Below are 17,091 nucleotides of genomic sequence, written 5' to 3'. Positions count from 1 at the left end.
GCTTGTTTTTCATTAAAAATCGCTTGTTTTTCGTCATTTTTCGTTCGTTTTTTGCTGTTTTTTGCTTGTTTTCCGCTGTTTTTTGATGGAATTTCATCGTTTTTTAGCGAATTTTTGTCGAAAACGGATAGATTTTTGCTGTTTTTTGTCCGTTTTCCGCTGTTTTTTTGATTCGTTTCCACTGTTTTTTTTTGATTCGATTCCTTGTCAACTTGTCATTTGTGGGTTAATTCTATTCTTTTTATCCAGGCGAATCGGAACGAAGGGGAAACCACTTTTATATATAATGAATAATCTCTATCTTTGCCCCGCAAATCATAATTCATCGCATAAATCATCGTGTTGTGAACCTGGTTATCGACATAGGAAATACGTCGGCAAAGCTGGCTATCTTTGATGGGGCGGCACTGCTGGAGGTGGTCTACGATTCCAATCAAACATTGGAGCGTCTGCCTGGACTATGCAGTCGTTACGACATCGAGCAAGCCATCGTGGCGACGGTCATCGACTTGAGTGAAAGCGCATCGGCGCAACTCTCCGCCTTGCGTATCCCCTTGTTCCGTTTGGGGGCAGACACTCCATTGCCCGTGGAAAACCTCTACGAGACACCCGAAACCTTGGGTTACGACCGCATGGCTGCCGTGGTGGGAGCCTGCGAACAGTTTCCGGGTAGAGACCTTCTGGTGATCGATGCCGGCACCTGTATCACCTACGAATTTGTGGATGCTGCCGGAAGATATCACGGCGGAAACATCTCTCCCGGTATGCAGATGCGTTTTCAGGCACTCCACCGCTTTACCAGTCGATTGCCTTTGGTGCAGCGCGAAGGACGCCAACTGTCGATGGGAAAGGATACAGACAGCGCTATTCGAGCAGGAGTGCTGAGAGGTATGGAATATGAAATTTCGGGCTATATACGTGCCCTGAAAGAAAAATATCCTGAACTTTTGGTTTTTTTAACGGGCGGGGATGATTTTTCTTTTGATACGAACGTAAAAAGTATCATCTTTGCAGACAGATTTTTAGTGTTGAAAGGATTGAATCGAATTTTAAACTATAATAATGACAAGGTTTAGACAGACACTTTTGGCGTTCGTGCTCACGATGTTATCGGGAGTTGTCGCCGCTCAAAATAATACAAATTCTCCATATACACGATACGGATACGGACAATTGGCCGATCAAGGATCGGGTAACAGCAAGGGAATGGGAGGCATAGCTTACGGCTTGCGTGACCGTTATCAGATCAATTTCGCGAATCCTGCATCTTATACGGCTGTCGATTCGTTGACGTTTTTGTTTGACGGGGGGATCACTTTGCAGAACTCTAACCTCAGCAACGGAACCGTGAAGATGAATGCCAAGAACTCCAGCTTTGATTATATCAGCATGCAGTTTCGTCTTGCCAAGTGGGGAGCCATGAGTATCGGTATGTTGCCTTACTCCAACATCGGGTACAGTATGTACAGTACTGCGGAAACGGAAGACGGAACCCCCTATGCGGTTACCTATTCCGGAGAAGGAGGGTTGCATCAGCTTTATGTCGGTGCAGGTGTTAAAATTATCAAGAGTCTTTCTGTAGGAGCCAACATCTCATATTTGTGGGGAGACTTGATGCGCACACGGGCACAGTCTTTCTCTTCCAGTACGGATGCAATGCCTCTGACTACCTTCTACGGAACGGAAGTGAGGAGCTATAAACTCGATCTTGGCGCGCAATATACACAGCAGTTTGGCAAGAAGCATGCTGCCACGCTGGGTGTGGTATTCTCTCCCGGACACGACTTACACAATACGTCGTACGTGCAGCAGCAACTGGGAAACTCTTCCACGGGTTACAGCACGTCGCTGAAAGATACCGTGATGACAACGGGCATTCCCATGACTTTGGGTGCCGGAGTAACATATGTATATGATAACCGTTTGACGGTGGGAGTGGATGTGATGTACCAGAAGTGGAGCAACTCCACCTTCATGAACGATCCGGATGCTTTCTGCGATCGAGCAAAGGTTGCCCTCGGTGCTGAGTACATTCCCAACTTGATGGGCAGAAGTTACTTCTCTATCATAAAGTATCGAGTGGGTGCTTACTACTCCAAGCCTTATTATAAGATAGACGGTCAGAGAGCTGCCAACGAGTTTGGCGTGACTGCCGGTTTCGGACTGCCCCTTCCGCGTAGCCGTTCCGTGCTGAGCCTCTCGGCACAATATGTGAAGACCAAGGGGACGGAGACTCGCTTCCTGAATGAAAATACGTTGCGTGTATGCATCGGGGTAACGTTCAATGAACGCTGGTTCTTGAAACGTAGAGTTGAATAAACAAAGTATGATAATATAATAACTAAAAATTAGATACAATGAAGATTAGAACGCTTGCAGCTGTCTTACTCCTTTCGGGTGGGGTGACCAGCGCTTTCGCACAGACTGAAGACTGTAATAAAAACAGTAGTATTTCCCACGAAGCAGTAAAAGGCAATAACTTTAAGGATGCTTATCTTCCTTGGAAAGAAGTGATCAAGGCTTGTCCGATGCTGAAATTTTACACTTATTCCGATGGACAGAAGATCCTCCGTGGACTTTTGACCGAGGTGAAAGACCGTAAGTCTGCCGAATATAAGCAGTATTTCGACGAGTTGATGCAATTGCATGACCAGAAGATGAAGTATATCCCTGAGTTTGCAGCCAAGGGAATGAAGGTAGCAACCGTGGATGCCGCATTGGGTACGAAAGCGCTCGACTACATCGCTTACGCTCCGGCAGTGGATGTCAATCAGGCTTATACTTGGTTCAAACAATCTATTGATGCAGAAAAGGAGAACACGGAAGGAGCTGTTTTGCATTACTTCCTCGATATGTCTCTGAACAAATTGAAAGCTGACAACAATCATAAGGAGCAGTTCATCCAAGATTATCTGACTGCTTCAGATTACGCTGATGCTGCCGTGAATGCTGAGACGAACGCCCAGAAGAAGACTGCTTTGCAGCAAGTGAAAGACAATCTGGTGGCTATGTTTGTCAACAGTGGTACGGCAGACTGCGAATCTTTGCAATCTATCTATGGACCGAAAGTGGAGGCCAACCAGTCTGATTCTGCTTATCTGAAGAAAGCCATCGCCGTGCTGAAGATGATGAAGTGTACGGAAAGCGAAGCATACTTCCAGGCTTCTTACTACATGTATAAGATTAACCCGACGGCTGATGCTGCCACCGGCTGTGGATACATGGCATACAAGAAGGGCGACTATGATACAGCTGTGAAGTATTTTGACGAAGCTTTGAATCTGGAAGGCGACAACGAAAAGAAGGCTCAGATCGCTTATGCGGTAGCTGCTACGCTGTCTCAGGTGAAGAAGTTGTCACAAGCCAAAGGTTATATACAGAAGGCAATCAGCTTTAAGGAGAACTATGGTGACGCATATATCCTGCTGGCACAGCTCTATGCTTCAAGTCCGAATTGGAATGACGAGAGCGCATTGAACAAGTGTACTTATTTCGTCGTTATCGACAAACTGCAGCGCGCAAAGGCTGTAGACCCCTCTGTAGCAGACAAGGCTAACGAACTGATTTCGACATATGCCCGTTATACGCCGAAGGCTGAAGACCTGTTTATGTTGGGTATCAAGGCAGGCGACCGTGTAACCGTAGGCGGTTGGATCGGCGAAAGCACAACTGTTCGATGAGTACTTTAATGTTACCGCAACGAAGTTATCTCCTGTTGGGTAGAATATTGAGCATAACCATTGTCTTAGGGGCAGTGGTTATGCTTCTTTTATTTTCTGCTTGTTCGGGGAACCGCAAGGTGCTGGGAGAGGCCATCACCGAGCGCGATTCGCTGCCCGTGTTGGACACGAAGGGGGTGATGACCCTCATCTCCGATTCCGGCATTACCCGCTACCGCATCAACACGGAAGAGTGGCTGGTCTTCGACCGGAAGAGTCCTTCGTATTGGGCATTCGAACGGGGGATTTTTATGGAGAAGTTTGATTCGGTGTTCAATGTGGAAGCCAGTGTGAAGGCAGATACAGCATATTACTACGACAAGCAGAAGTTGTGGAAATTGATGGGTAACGTAGACATCAGTAATCTGAGAGGAGAGCGTTTTGAGACCGAGTTGCTCTACTGGGATCAAAACAAACATACTATCTACTCCGACAAGTTTATCCGCATCGAACAGCCGGACCGTATCATCATGGGGCATGGCTTCGACTCCAACGAGCAGATGACTATTTACACGATAAGGAAACCGGCAGGCATCTTCTATGTGGACGATGATTCCATGACACCTGCCGACAGCCTGCAGACAGGAGTCGATCAGGCAGGCGGTGTGCAAAAAGACAGTATCAAACCCTAAATTATGGATACCTATATTTATTTATTGATCACCATGCTTTTCTCCGCCTTTTTCTCGGGAATGGAGATCGCTTTTGTTTCTGTGGACAAGCTACGCTTTGAAATGGAGCGTGAGGATGGGTTGTCTTCCCGTATTCTTGCCTATTTTTTCCGTAACTCCAACAACTTCATCTCTACCATGCTGGTGGGCAACAACATCGCGCTGGTCATTTACGGTATCCTCATGGCACAGATCATCAATGCCTACCTGCTGCGGGGACTGATCTCGAACGATTTCATTGAAGTGCTGGTGCAGACCATTATTTCTACCCTGATTATTCTGGTTACGGGAGAGTTTCTGCCCAAGACTTTGTTCAAGATCAATCCCAACCTTGTACTGAAGGTATGCGCTTTCCCGCTGATGATCTGCTACGTCATCCTCTATCCGGTGTCGCAACTCTCTTCCGGTTTGTCCTACCTCTTTCTGCGTCTCTTCGGGATGAAAATCAACAAAGAGGCATCCGAGAAAGCTTTCGGAAAGGTGGATTTGGATTATTTTGTCCAGTCCAGTATAGACAATGCCGAAGATGAAGAGGAACTGGATGCGGAAGTGAAGATTTTTCAGAATGCACTTGATTTCTCCAGTATCAAGATACGCGACTGTATAGTGCCGCGTACGGAGGTGGTTGCAGTGGATCGCACGGCTTCGATGGAAGACCTGAAGAGCCTTTTTGTCGAGTCGGGTATCTCCAAGATTATCGTTTACGACGGCAACATTGACAATGTGGTGGGATATATACACTCTTCCGAGATGTTCCGCAACCCGAAAGACTGGCACGACAATGTGAAGGAAGTTCCCATCGTTCCCGAAACGATGGCAGCACATAAGCTTATGAAGCTGTTCATGCAGCAGAAGAAATCGCTTGCCGTGGTGGTGGATGAATTTGGCGGTACGTCCGGAATAGTTTCGTTGGAGGATCTGGTGGAAGAGATTTTTGGTGATATAGAGGATGAGCACGACAATACATCGTACGTCTGCAAGCAGATTGCCGACGACGAGTATGTGCTTTCGGGTCGGTTGGAAATAGGGAAAGTGAACGAAACATTTAACCTCGATCTGCCGGAAGAGGATGATTATCTGACGGTAGGCGGACTGATTCTGAACCGTTATCAGAGCTTTCCAAAGCTGCATGAAGTGGTGACTGTAGATAAATTTCAGTTCAAGATAATCAAGGTTACGGCTACCAAGATAGAACTGGTGCGTCTGAAAGTTACAGAAAAGAGAAATTAAAGAGGCTGGATGAGAAACTTTTTTGGGAATTTTTAAACAGATTCTTTGCATTTTTTGTATCTTCGTGCGCTAAATTGAATTTTAAGAAAATAATAATAAACAAATAAATCTTATAAACTAAAATGGCAACATTACAAAACATTCGGTCTAAAGGACCCTTATTGGTGATTGTAATTGGTTTGGCGTTGTTTGCTTTCATTGCTGGAGATGCATGGAAAGTGTTGCAGCCGCACCAGTCACATGACGTAGGAGAGGTGGACGGAGAGGCGCTTTCCGTGCAAGATTATCAGAAGTTGATAGAAGAGTACACGGAAGTGATAAAGTTCTCCAGAGGCTCAAGCGCGCTTACTGACGAAGAAAACAACCAGATAAAGGATGAAGTTTGGCGGAACTATGTCAACAACAAGCTGATAGAGAACGAAGCCAAGAAATTGGGTTTGGTCGTTTCCAAAGCTGAAATTCAAGCTATCATCGACGCAGGTGTGCATCCTATGCTGCAACAGACTCCGTTCCGCAATCCGCAGACCGGAGCTTTCGACAAGGATATGTTGAAGAAGTTCCTCGTGGATTATTCTAAGATGAGCGGAATGCAGATGCCGGCTCAGTATACTGAATATTATGAATCATTGTATAAGTTTTGGTCTTTCTTGGAGAAACAACTGATACAGACCCGTCTTGCCGAGAAGTACAGAGCTTTGGTTACCAAGTCTTTCTTGGCTAACTCGGTAAACGCTCAGAACGCTTTCGACGCAAGAGTAGACCAGGCTGATTTGTTGCTGGCTGCCATTCCTTATTCTGCTGTGGCGGATTCTGCTGTGGTGATCAAGGACTCTGAACTGAAAGATGCTTATGCTAAAAAGAAAGAGCAGTTCAAACAGTATGTGGAAACCCGCAATATCAAGTTCATTGATGTGGAAGTGACTGCAAGTCCCGAAGATAGAGAAGACATTCAGAAAGATGTGACTGAGTATACAGAGCAGCTTGCCGGCGAACCGGGCGATTATGCTATGTTGGTTCGTGCCGCCGGTTCGGATGTTCCTTATGTAGACTTGTTCTGCACCACTAAGGCTTTGCCTGCTGATGTGGTTGCCCGTTTGGATTCAGTTTCTGTAGGTGGTGTGTATGGACCTTACTACAACGCTTCTGACAATACGATCAACTCATTTAAGAAAGTTGCTGTAGCCTCTATGGCTGATTCCGTTCAGTACAGACAGATTCAGGTCATGGCTGAGGATGCTGCCAAGACAGCTGCTCTGGCAGACAGTATCTATACAGCTATCAAGGGTGGTGCGGACTTTGTAGAAATCGCAAAGAAGTACGGGCAGACTGGTGAAGCCACTTGGATCTCTTCTGCTAATTATGAAGGTGCACAGTTGGATGGCGAGAACCTGAAATATGTGAATACCATCAATACGACAGGCAAGAACGAAATGGTCAACCTGAACTTGGCGCAAGCGAACGTCATTCTGCAGGTGATGGACAAGAAGGATGTTACGACTAAATATAAAGTGGCGGTCATTAAACGTCCTGTAGTGTTCAGTAAAGAGACTTATAGCAAGGTGTACAATAAATTCAGCAGCTTCATCTCTGCCAATCCCGATCTGGAGAAGCTGATGGCAAATGCGGAAGATGCAGGTTACAAGTTGCTTGACAGAAACGATTTGTACAGTTCTGAGCATGGCATCGGTGGTATCAGAGGTACGAAAGAAGCTTTGAGATGGGCATTCTCTGCCAAGGTGGGTGAAGTTTCAGGCTTGTATGAGTGCGGTGAAAGCGACCACATGTTGGTAGTGGGTGTTTCTGCTATTATTCCTGAAGGATACCGTCCGTTTGCTTTGGTGAAAGATGAATTGAGAATGGAGTTGCTTCGCGATAAGAAGGCTGAAAAGATCATGGCTGACATGAAAGCAGCCGGTGCAACGACGTTCGACCAGTATAAAGCGATGGAAGAGGCTGTGAGCGATTCTGTGAAGCATGTCACTTTTGCCGCTCCTGCTTATGTGCCGGCATTGCGTTCCAGCGAGCCGTTGGTTGGTGCATATGCCTCCGTTGGTGAGTTGAATAAGTTGAGTTCTCCGATTAAGGGAAATGGCGGTGTGTTTGTGTTGCAGCCTTACGCTAAGGAAAAGCTGAATGACACTTTCGAGAAGGATACTGAAGAGGCATCATTGCAGAATCGTTATGCACGTATGGCAAGCCAGTTCATCAATGATTTGTATCTGAAGGCCGACGTGAAGGATGAACGTTATTTGTTCTTCTAAAAAATTGTTATGACTTTGTTGAAAATCCCTTCCGGGTATTGTCCTTACAGAAGATATCTTTGGAAGGTACTGGAATATTTTTTTTGATTTTTGTTTTTTTGTACAAATTGTGAAATTTGTGTTTAAATGGAATTTTATTTTTTGATTGTGAAAGCCGTCTGATGTGATATCAGGCGGCTTTTCTATTTGTATGGTGGCATTTTCTACGTATGTAATTGTCTTTATGCAACTTTATTCCTACCTTTGCAACTATAAACAGGAAAGTATTGATAGCAATGATGCCGAAACAAGCTCTTTTAGGAATGACGCTCTCCGAGCTGCAACAGGTGGTAAGGAGGCTGGATATGCCCAGATTTGCTGCCAAGCAGATCGCTTCGTGGCTGTATGATAAGAAAGTAAGTTCCATTGATGAGATGACAAACTTGTCATTGAAACATCGGGAGCTGCTAAAGGAGGTCTGTGAAGTGGGAGCAGAATGTCCCGTGGAAGCCATGCGCTCGGTAGATGGTACGGTGAAATATTTGTATCGGGCAGGTGAGAAACATTTTGTAGAAGCAGTTTATATTCCTGATGAAGAGCGTGCTACGCTTTGTGTCTCTTCTCAGGTGGGATGCAAAATGAATTGTAAGTTCTGCATGACCGGCAAGCAAGGTTTTACGGCAAATCTGACTGCCAACCAGATCATCAATCAGATTAATTCCCTTCCTGAACATGATAAATTGACGAACGTGGTGATGATGGGAATGGGAGAACCTTTGGATAACTTGGATGAAGTGCTGAAGGCTTTGGAGATCATGACTGCCCCCTATGGATATGGTTGGAGTCCCAAGCGGATTACACTTTCTACTGTCGGCTTGCGCAAAGGACTTCGCCGTTTTATAGAAGAGTCGGAGTGCCATTTGGCTGTCAGCCTGCATTCGCCCGTCGCCATGCAGCGGCGCGAACTGATGCCTGCCGAGAAGGCGTTTTCCATTACTGAGATTGTGGATCTGTTGAGAAACTATGATTTTAGCAAGCAGCGTAGGCTGTCTTTCGAATATATTGTCTTCAAGGGTGTGAACGATTCGTTGCTTTACGCCAAGGAGTTGTTGAAACTTTTGCGTGGTATGGATTGTCGTATCAATCTGATCCGCTTCCATGCCATACCGGGAGTAGACTTGGAAGGGACGGACATGGAAGCGATAACTAGATTCCGTGATTATCTGACTTCTCACGGTTTGTTCACTACGATAAGGGCTTCGCGTGGAGAGGACATATTTGCTGCCTGCGGGATGCTTTCTACTGCCAAGCAGGAAGAAAATAAACAATTATTAATATAAATTATTGATTATGCTTCAGTTGGCATACGATTAATTCGTAGTTTTGTAGAAACATTAATTGGTAGATTTATGAAAAAGCAACTGTTTTTTTTGAGTTTGGCTTTCATGGCATTGGTCTTTTCCGCTTGTAGTGGTGGTAAGAAAGGTGTGTTTGGAGCGACCTCCAGCGGTCGTGCGTACGAAATATTGGTAGTGGTGGATCCCGGAATGTGGGAGCGTCCTGCCGGTAGGGCTCTTTTTGATGTACTCGATACAGATGTTCCGGGGCTTCCCCAATCCGAACGTTCTTTCCGCATGATGTACACCGCACCGGCTAATTATGATGCTACGTTGAAGTTGATCCGTAATATCATCATTGCCGACGTACAGGATATTTATACCCATCCCAAATTCAAGTATGCCAAGGATGTATATGCTGCTCCACAGACCATCCTGACTATACAGGCGCCTGATGAAGCCTCTTTCGAAACGTTTGTATCGGAAAACAAGCAGGTGATTATCGACTTCTTTACCCGCGCTGAAATGAACCGTCAGATCGTTATGCTGGAAAAGAAACATAACGACTATGTGGCTACCAAAGTAAAGAGCATGTTCGACTGTGATGTATGGGTGCCGGTTGAACTTTCCTCCACCAAGCAAGGTGAGGATTTCTTTTGGGCAGGCATGAATGCTGCTACTGCTGATCAGAACTTTGTCATCTATTCCTTCCCTTATACAGACAAGAATACGTTCACCAAGGAATATTTCGTGCAGAAGCGTGATTCGTTTATGAAAGCCAATATCCCCGGTGCACAAGAAGGTATGTACATGATGACTGATTCGCTGATGACCGATGTACGCCCTCTGACCATACAGGGAGAATATGCCTTGGAAGCACGCGGGCTGTGGCGCATGAAGGGCGATTTCATGGGCGGACCGTACGTTTCGCACATGCGTTTGGATCAGGTAAATCAACGGATTATCGTGGTGGAAGCCTTTATATACTCTCCGGATAAGATGAAACGTAATCTGATGCGCCAGATGGAAGCATCTCTCTATACCTTGAGACTTCCCGGCGATAAAAGGACAGAAGCGGAAATCCCGTTGAGTGCTACAAAAGAACAGGTGGCTGAAGAAGAGTAAACATGAAGTAACCGAGTGGAAGGGGTGTTTTGAACCTTCGGCTGAAAGGTTGGCATGATGGTTTCGATGTGATATAATAGGATACATATAAATTAGAAGATAATTGATTTAAAATGGAAGATAATAAAATAAGAGTCGGCATTACCCAAGGAGACATAAATGGCGTGGGCTATGAGGTTATTCTGAAGACATTCTCCGATCCTACCATGTTGGAGTTGTGCACTCCTGTGATTTATGGTTCACCCAAGGTAGCGGCTTATCATCGTAAAGCACTGGATCTGCCTACCAATTTCAGCATTGTGGGTTCTGCTGCGGAAGCAGCCTCCAACCGTCTGAGTGTAGTGAACTGCACGGACGACGAAGTGAAGGTGGAGTTCTCTAAAGCCGATCCGGAGGCAGGGAAGGCTGCACTGGGCGCATTGGAAAAGGCAATCGAAGAATATCGTGATGGATTGATTGATGTGATTGTCACAGCTCCTATCAATAAGCATACCATTCAGTCGGAAACGTTTTCATTCCCCGGTCATACGGAATACATAGAGGAGAGATTGGGTAATGGAGCCAAGTCGCTGATGATATTGATGAAGGAAGATTTCCGGGTGGCATTGGTGACTGGGCACATTCCCGTCAGCCAAATCGCGTCGACAATAACGAAAGAGTTGATACAGGAGAAACTTGCTATTTTCAACCAGTCATTGAAACAGGACTTTGCTATATGTGCACCACGTATCGCCGTGCTTTCGCTGAATCCTCATGCCGGCGATGAAGGGTTGTTGGGAAAAGAGGAGGAAGAGATCATTATCCCGGCACTGAAGGAGATGGCTGCCCAAGGGATCTTGTGCTATGGTCCGTATCCTGCTGACGGTTTTATGGGGGCGGGTAGTTTCACGCATTTTGATGGTGTGCTTGCCATGTATCATGATCAGGGGCTGGCTCCGTTCAAGGCATTGGCTATGGACGAAGGCGTGAACTATACTGCCGGTTTGCCCGTGGTACGTACTTCGCCGGCTCACGGTACTGCATACGACATTGCAGGTAAAGGAGTGGCAAGTGAAGATTCGTTCCGTCAGGCGATTTATGTGGCTATCGATGTATTCCGCAACCGGATGCGTGATAAGGAGATGCGTGCTAATCCCTTGCGGAAACAATATTACGAAAAGCGCGACGACAGCGATAAGTTGAAACTTGATAGTGTGGAAGAAGATTTGTAGTATATTTGTAGCATGACAAAGGCGGAAATACAACAAGTGAAATTACGTTTTGGCATCATAGGTAACAATGATGTATTGATGCGTGCGATAGATGTGGCTATTCAGGTGGCTCCTACCGACTTGTCTGTACTGATTACTGGCGAAAGCGGTGTGGGTAAGGAGAGTTTCCCGCAAATCATTCACCAGTACAGCAGGCGGAAGCATGGACAGTACATTGCTGTGAACTGCGGTGCCATTCCCGAAGGAACCATTGATTCTGAACTGTTCGGTCATGAGAAAGGGGCGTTTACCGGTGCCATTGGCGAACGGAAAGGGTACTTTGGCGAAGCGGACGGTGGAACCATCTTTCTGGACGAAGTGGGAGAGCTGCCATTGCCTACGCAAGCGCGTCTGTTGCGTGTGCTTGAAAGTGGTGAGTTTATCAAAGTGGGATCATCGAAAGTACAGAAGACGAATGTGCGTATTGTTGCCGCTACCAATGTAAACCTGACGCAGGCCATTTCGGAAGGACGCTTTAGGGAAGATTTGTATTACCGTTTGAATACTGTTCCCATTCAAGTACCTCCTTTGCGCGAGCGTGGGGAGGATATTTATCTCTTGTTCCGTAAGTTCGCATCAGATTTTGCGGAAAAGTATCGTATGCCTGCCATCCAGCTGACTGATGATGCAAGGCAAATGTTGCTTGCTTATCAGTGGCCCGGCAATGTGCGGCAGTTGAAGAATATCACAGAGCAGATTTCCATCATTGAGACCAATCGTGAAATCAATGCTGCTATCCTGAAAGGGTATTTGCCTAATCAGAATAACATGCAGCGGCTTCCGGCATTATTGGGTGGAAAAGAACACAAGAGTTTTGAGAGCGAGCGGGAAATCTTGTATCAAGTACTTTTTGATATGCGCCAGGATGTGACGGAACTGAAGAAACTGGTGCATGAGATTATGTCCGAACGTGGGAATAATGCTGCTCAGGCTGCTGTGTCTGCCGCTTATTACACACAATCGCCTGCGGTGGTGACTCCGGTGGTTCCGAGCATTCCCACCATTATCCATCCTTCTGTGAAACCTTCACATACGGTGGATGATGATATACAAGATACGGAAGAATATGTAGAAGAGTCTCTCTCACTGGATGATGTAGAGAAAGAGATGATACGGAAAGCTTTGGAAAAGCATCATGGCAAGCGCAAGAGTGCGGCTATGGACTTGAATATTTCCGAGCGTACCCTATACAGAAAGATTAAAGAATATGGATTGGATTAAAAAGATTGCTCCGGCTGTTCTGTTGTCGGGCTTGTTCCTGATAGTGGGTTCGTGTAGTTTTAAAATGAGTCTTGCACCGATCAGTTCGATTGACTATTCGAAGGTAAAGACGATCTCAATAGCTGACTTCCAGAATCGTGCAGAGTATGTTTATGCTCCGTTGGCTACTCAGTTTAACCAAGATCTGAAAGATTTGTTTATGCGCCAGACACGTCTGTCGCTGGTCAATAGCAATGCTGACTTGGAAATAGACGGAGAAATCGTCGGCTACAATCAGTATAATGAAGCTGTGGATGCAAGCGGGTACTCTTCAAAGGTGAAAGTGACTTTGACCGTGAAGGTCTCCTTTGTGAACAATACAGATCATAAGGATGACTTTACCGACCAACAATTTTCCGCATTCCAGACTTACGACTCTTCCCTGTTGTTGACCGATGTGCAGGATGACCTGATATCGAAGATGGTGAAAGACATCACGGAACAGATTTTTAATGCAACTGTAGCTAACTGGTAATAGTTAAGAGATGACGTCGGTACTTTTGCAACAATGGATACAGCATCCCGAGGCGTTGAACCGGGATACCCTATATGAGCTTCGCACGCTGATAGCCCGTTATCCTTATTTCCAATCTTTGCGTTTGCTTTATCTTAAGAACCTTTATTTGCTGCATGACAGCAGTTTCGGGGCAGAATTACGTAAGTCAGTACTATATGTGTCGGATCAGAGTGTCTTGTTTTATCTGATAGAAGGAGACAAGTATGCGCTTCATCCGTATGCTTCCGTTTGTGACGGTGAGCGAGATTTGGATAAGGAGCCGAGCATTGACCGTACGCTTTCGCTGATAGATGCCTTCCTCTCTACTGTTCCGGAAGAACATTCACAACAGACGGAACTGGATTACGTCGTGGACTATACTTCTTATCTGACACAGGAGAATGAAGTGACAAATGATGTGGAAGAAACGTCATCGGAAATGGCAGAAGAGGCACCTAAACTACGTGGGCAAGACCTGATTGATGTTTTCCTTAGTCGGGATGAAACACCGGTAACTTCTGAAGAGACAGTTTGTCCGGCAGAGGTGGAAGTAGAGCAAGACGAAAGTGAAGAAGAGTCGGAAGAAGAAGAAAGTGATGAGGAAACCCCTTCAAAAACCGTTTCCGACGAGCTGGATGATAGCTGTTTTACTGAAACTTTGGCTAAAATTTACATTAAGCAGCACCGATATGACAAGGCTCTTGAAATTATTAAAAAATTAAGTTTGAATTATCCAAAAAAAAATGCTTACTTTGCAGACCAAATCAGATTTTTGGAGAAATTGATTATTAACGCTAAATCAAAATAATAAAATGTACTATTTCTTATTAGTTATCTTAATGGTGATTGCATCCTTGTTCATGTGTTTCATTGTATTGATTCAAAACTCTAAAGGAGGCGGTCTGGCGTCGGGTTTTTCTTCTTCCAACCAGATTATGGGTGTACGCAAGACTACTGACTTCCTGGAAAAGGCTACATGGAGTTTGGCTGCATTCATGGTTGTAATGAGTATCGCTGCCGCTTATGCCATTCCTAGTGCTTCAAGCAAAGGAGGCGATGTGATTATGGAACAGGCACAGCAGGAAGAGAAAACCAATCCGTATAACATTCCGACAGGAACGACTGCTCCGGCAACGGAAACCCCTACTGAAACATCCGATTCTGTGGAATGATAGGGATATTACTGACTTTATAAGTTGCTCGTCATATATGGGTGGGCAATGTTCTTAGAGGCGTGGATTACATCGGACAGCACGGATAATGCAGATTCGTGAAGGCTGTGTAATCCGCGTCTCTTTTTTCATTCAAGTAAGAGCCTGTTTTTGAATAAAAATCATCTCGAACAAAAATCATCTTGAATAAAATACAAACAAGCTCTAAGGAGGTGGATGTAACTTGCATATATTTATTAATCTTATTATACTAAAAACAAAATGACTACTACAGACAAACTTCATCAGACATTGCGCGACTCTGCAGGAATGCGCTGGATGGTACTCTTGTTTTTGGCTTTTGCCATGTTTTGTTCATATATCTTTATGGACATTCTTTCGCCTATCAAGGATTTGATGCAATCTACCCGTGGCTGGGATTCTACTGCATTCGGAACCATGCAGGGTTCTGAGACTTTCCTTAATGTATTTGTTTTCTTCCTTATTTTTGCCGGTATCATTCTGGACAAGATGGGAGTACGCTTTACGGCAGTGTTTTCGGGAGCAGTGATGCTTGTGGGTGCGACAATCAACTGGTATGCCGTGACGGAAGCATTTCAAGGGAGTGGATTGGAGACTTGGTTTACTAATAACCTGAATTATATTCCCGGCTTTGACGAATTGGGAATTTCTCCTTTTTATAGAGGCATGCCTGCATCGGCCAAATTTGCTGCTGTAGGCTTTATGATATTCGGCTGCGGTGTTGAGATGGCTGGTATCACCGTTTCACGCGGAATCGTGAAGTGGTTCAAAGGTCGTGAAATGGCACTTGCCATGGGTTCTGAGATGGCACTTGCCCGTTTGGGAGTAGCTACCTGTATGATCTTCTCTCCGATGTTTGCCAAATTGGGTGGTGTGATCGATGTATCCCGTTCGGTGGCATTCGGTGTGGTGTTGTTGTTCATTGCGCTTATCATGTTTATTGTCTATTTCTTTATGGATAAGAAACTGGATGAACAGACTGGCGAGGCTGAAGAGAAAGATGATCCGTTTAAAATCAGTGACCTCGGTACCATTCTCTCCAGTGGAGGATTTTGGGTAGTGGCACTTTTGTGTGTGCTTTATTATTCTGCTATTTTCCCTTTCCAGAAGTATGCGGTAAATATGTTGCAGTGTAATCTGGTGTTTACAGAAGTTCCTGCCGATTCTTTCTGGGCTTCTAATGCAGTGGTTGCCATTCAGTATTGTATCATGTTGATAGTAGCTGCTGCTGCTTTTGCGAGCAACTTCTCCAAAAAGACTAATATGAAGTACGGATTGTTGGTAGTAGCTGGTGTGGCATTGGTTGTGTTCTGTTATATGGGGTATATGCGTCAGAGTGCCGAGACGGTGTTTGCTGTCTTCCCGTTGCTGGCTGTAGGCATCACGCCGATATTAGGTAACTATGTGGACCATAAAGGCAAGGCGGCTTCGATGTTAGTGATTGGTTCGGTGCTTCTCATCGTGTGCCACCTGACATTTGCTTTTGTGTTGCCGCAGTTCAAGGAGAATGCCGTAGGAGGTATTTTCATCGCTTATCTCACTATCTTGGTACTTGGAGCCAGCTTCTCGTTGGTACCTGCTTCCTTGTGGCCGAGTGTACCTAAGCTGGTGGATGCCAAAATCATCGGAAGTGCCTACGCTTTGATTTTCTGGATTCAGAATATCGGTTTGTGGCTGTTCCCGTTGCTGATAGGCAAGGTGCTCGACAAGACTAATCCTCAGTTGGTGGAGGACTTGAAGAATGGAGTGATTACGCCTGAAGAAGCTGCCATATCATACGATTATACGGCTCCTTTGGTGATGCTTGCTTGTCTGGGTGTTGCTGCTTTGATCTTAGGATTCGTGCTGAAAGTAGTGGACCGCAAAAAGGGACTTGGCTTGGAAGAACCTAATATAAAAGAATAAGCGTGTGTACGCCATTTGCAATAACAACTTCTAAGAAAGATGAATAAAGACGTTACGGAAGTTCCCGAAGGTAAGATTAGTCTGCTGGACGCGGTTCCGGTTCGTTGCAGCCATATTACAACAGAGTGGGATGGGGATTGCGTTGTCATTTCCTATCCCCGGTTTAAACGTAAATGGATGCGCCGTCTATTGTTGCCTAAAGGCATGTCACCCGATATTCATGTACATTTGGAGGAGCATGGTAGTGCTGTCTGGAACCTGATAGATGGGCAACGTACGGTGCGGGAGATTGTTTCTCTGCTTGCTGAACATTTTCATCCTGACGAGGATTATGCCTCGCGTGTCACTACTTATATGATGCAATTGCAGAGGGACAATTTTGTCAAGTTGAAGATTGAAGCCTGAAGAATGTGTATGCAAGAACTGTCTTATGTCTCACTCATAACAAATAATGTAATGTCTCATAAGAAGTCAAATGAGGCATGTAAGTAAAGACATACTAAAACACTATAAAATAGCGTGTAGCTCAATGAATTACACGCTATTTGCTTTTTATAGGCTCATGTTTTCTATGTACTTATTATGCCCTTTTTCACGGCTTTTTTGCTACATAGGGATAGTCATTTAATTCCTTTACTTTGAATCAAGCGGCATACTTTCTCATA

At 45.2% G+C, this 17,091-nt stretch carries 16 protein-coding genes; 15 read left to right on the top strand and 1 reads right to left on the bottom strand.

Annotation, left to right across the window (positions count from 1 at the left end):
- A partial coding sequence (locus tag QZ323_RS13120) for a hypothetical protein (RefSeq protein WP_294635148.1) occupies positions 1–182 on the bottom strand: 182 nt, incomplete at its 3' end.
- Positions 183–344: 162 nt separating this feature from the next.
- Here QZ323_RS13120 and QZ323_RS13115 point away from each other — a divergent pair.
- The 15 genes from QZ323_RS13115 to QZ323_RS13045 all read left to right on the top strand — a co-directional run bounded on the left by QZ323_RS13115 (position 345) and on the right by QZ323_RS13045 (position 16,831).
- The gene (locus tag QZ323_RS13115; protein ID WP_294635147.1) at positions 345–1,076 is read left to right on the top strand and encodes a type III pantothenate kinase; all 732 of its coding nucleotides are present in this window, start codon (positions 345–347) and stop codon (positions 1,074–1,076) included.
- The gene (locus tag QZ323_RS13110; protein ID WP_294635146.1) at positions 1,063–2,319 is read left to right on the top strand and encodes a hypothetical protein; all 1,257 of its coding nucleotides are present in this window, start codon (positions 1,063–1,065) and stop codon (positions 2,317–2,319) included. The genes QZ323_RS13115 and QZ323_RS13110 overlap by 14 nt, the downstream gene beginning before the upstream one ends.
- Before the next feature lie 38 nt (positions 2,320–2,357).
- The gene (locus tag QZ323_RS13105) at positions 2,358–3,680 is read left to right on the top strand and encodes a hypothetical protein (RefSeq protein ID WP_294635145.1); all 1,323 of its coding nucleotides are present in this window, start codon (positions 2,358–2,360) and stop codon (positions 3,678–3,680) included.
- Between the two features lie 8 nt (positions 3,681–3,688).
- The gene (lptC, locus tag QZ323_RS13100; RefSeq protein WP_294635151.1) at positions 3,689–4,351 is read left to right on the top strand and encodes an LPS export ABC transporter periplasmic protein LptC; all 663 of its coding nucleotides are present in this window, start codon (positions 3,689–3,691) and stop codon (positions 4,349–4,351) included.
- Positions 4,352–4,354: 3 nt separating this feature from the next.
- Positions 4,355–5,620, top strand: coding sequence for a hemolysin family protein (locus QZ323_RS13095; protein WP_294635144.1), 1,266 nt, complete (start codon positions 4,355–4,357; stop codon positions 5,618–5,620).
- Positions 5,621–5,742: 122 nt separating this feature from the next.
- A complete protein-coding gene (locus QZ323_RS13090) occupies positions 5,743–7,881 on the top strand; it encodes a peptidylprolyl isomerase (RefSeq protein WP_294635143.1) in 2,139 nt (712 codons plus the stop codon).
- A 278-nt stretch (positions 7,882–8,159) separates the two neighbouring features.
- Positions 8,160–9,200: a 23S rRNA (adenine(2503)-C(2))-methyltransferase RlmN gene (rlmN, locus tag QZ323_RS13085; protein WP_294635150.1), complete on the top strand. Its 1,041-nt coding sequence runs from the start codon at positions 8,160–8,162 to the stop codon at positions 9,198–9,200.
- A 69-nt stretch (positions 9,201–9,269) separates the two neighbouring features.
- Complete coding sequence (locus tag QZ323_RS13080; RefSeq protein ID WP_294635142.1) at positions 9,270–10,322, top strand: DUF4837 family protein; 1,053 nt, start codon at positions 9,270–9,272, stop codon at positions 10,320–10,322.
- Between the two features lie 113 nt (positions 10,323–10,435).
- Positions 10,436–11,533, top strand: a complete 1,098-nt coding sequence (pdxA, locus tag QZ323_RS13075; protein ID WP_294635141.1) for a 4-hydroxythreonine-4-phosphate dehydrogenase PdxA — start codon at positions 10,436–10,438, stop codon at positions 11,531–11,533.
- Between the two features lie 12 nt (positions 11,534–11,545).
- Complete coding sequence (locus QZ323_RS13070; protein WP_294635140.1) at positions 11,546–12,793, top strand: sigma-54 dependent transcriptional regulator; 1,248 nt, start codon at positions 11,546–11,548, stop codon at positions 12,791–12,793.
- Positions 12,780–13,307 carry an LptE family protein gene (locus tag QZ323_RS13065; RefSeq protein ID WP_294635139.1) on the top strand — a complete coding sequence of 176 codons (528 nt, stop codon included), beginning with the start codon at positions 12,780–12,782 and terminating at the stop codon, positions 13,305–13,307. Before QZ323_RS13070 ends, QZ323_RS13065 begins: the two co-directional genes overlap by 14 nt.
- Before the next feature lie 10 nt (positions 13,308–13,317).
- Positions 13,318–14,136, top strand: coding sequence for a tetratricopeptide repeat protein (locus tag QZ323_RS13060; protein WP_294635138.1), 819 nt, complete (start codon positions 13,318–13,320; stop codon positions 14,134–14,136).
- 4 nt (positions 14,137–14,140) lie between these two features.
- Positions 14,141–14,500, top strand: a complete 360-nt coding sequence (secG, locus tag QZ323_RS13055) for a preprotein translocase subunit SecG (protein WP_294635137.1) — start codon at positions 14,141–14,143, stop codon at positions 14,498–14,500.
- Positions 14,501–14,761: 261 nt separating this feature from the next.
- Positions 14,762–16,426, top strand: coding sequence for an MFS transporter (locus tag QZ323_RS13050; RefSeq protein WP_294635136.1), 1,665 nt, complete (start codon positions 14,762–14,764; stop codon positions 16,424–16,426).
- A gap of 39 nt (positions 16,427–16,465) precedes the next feature.
- Positions 16,466–16,831 (top strand): PqqD family protein, encoded by a 366-nt coding sequence (locus tag QZ323_RS13045; protein ID WP_294635135.1) that lies wholly within the window; start codon positions 16,466–16,468, stop codon positions 16,829–16,831.
- Positions 16,832–17,091 lie beyond the last annotated feature (260 nt).

Origin of the sequence: uncultured Bacteroides sp. (genome assembly GCF_910585845.1) — a bacterium.
In the GTDB taxonomy this organism is placed as follows: Bacteria; Bacteroidota; Bacteroidia; order Bacteroidales; family Bacteroidaceae; genus Bacteroides.
The sequence above is the reverse complement of the archived record's forward strand: the minus strand, read 5'-3'. Positions and strand labels throughout refer to the sequence as shown.

What these genes read in the sequence shown, in the direction of transcription:
- QZ323_RS13110 (WP_294635146.1), top strand. Translation starts at nt 1,063, where the DNA reads ATGACAAGGTTTAGACAGACACTTTTGGCGTTCGTGCTCACGATGTTA.
- QZ323_RS13105 (WP_294635145.1), top strand. Translation starts at nt 2,358, where the DNA reads ATGAAGATTAGAACGCTTGCAGCTGTCTTACTCCTTTCGGGTGGGGTG.
- lptC (WP_294635151.1), top strand. Translation starts at nt 3,689, where the DNA reads ATGTTACCGCAACGAAGTTATCTCCTGTTGGGTAGAATATTGAGCATA.
- QZ323_RS13095 (WP_294635144.1), top strand. Translation starts at nt 4,355, where the DNA reads ATGGATACCTATATTTATTTATTGATCACCATGCTTTTCTCCGCCTTT.
- QZ323_RS13090 (WP_294635143.1), top strand. Translation starts at nt 5,743, where the DNA reads ATGGCAACATTACAAAACATTCGGTCTAAAGGACCCTTATTGGTGATT.
- rlmN (WP_294635150.1), top strand. Translation starts at nt 8,160, where the DNA reads ATGCCGAAACAAGCTCTTTTAGGAATGACGCTCTCCGAGCTGCAACAG.
- QZ323_RS13080 (WP_294635142.1), top strand. Translation starts at nt 9,270, where the DNA reads ATGAAAAAGCAACTGTTTTTTTTGAGTTTGGCTTTCATGGCATTGGTC.
- pdxA (WP_294635141.1), top strand. Translation starts at nt 10,436, where the DNA reads ATGGAAGATAATAAAATAAGAGTCGGCATTACCCAAGGAGACATAAAT.
- QZ323_RS13070 (WP_294635140.1), top strand. Translation starts at nt 11,546, where the DNA reads ATGACAAAGGCGGAAATACAACAAGTGAAATTACGTTTTGGCATCATA.
- QZ323_RS13065 (WP_294635139.1), top strand. Translation starts at nt 12,780, where the DNA reads ATGGATTGGATTAAAAAGATTGCTCCGGCTGTTCTGTTGTCGGGCTTG.
- QZ323_RS13060 (WP_294635138.1), top strand. Translation starts at nt 13,318, where the DNA reads ATGACGTCGGTACTTTTGCAACAATGGATACAGCATCCCGAGGCGTTG.
- secG (WP_294635137.1), top strand. Translation starts at nt 14,141, where the DNA reads ATGTACTATTTCTTATTAGTTATCTTAATGGTGATTGCATCCTTGTTC.
- QZ323_RS13050 (WP_294635136.1), top strand. Translation starts at nt 14,762, where the DNA reads ATGACTACTACAGACAAACTTCATCAGACATTGCGCGACTCTGCAGGA.
- QZ323_RS13045 (WP_294635135.1), top strand. Translation starts at nt 16,466, where the DNA reads ATGAATAAAGACGTTACGGAAGTTCCCGAAGGTAAGATTAGTCTGCTG.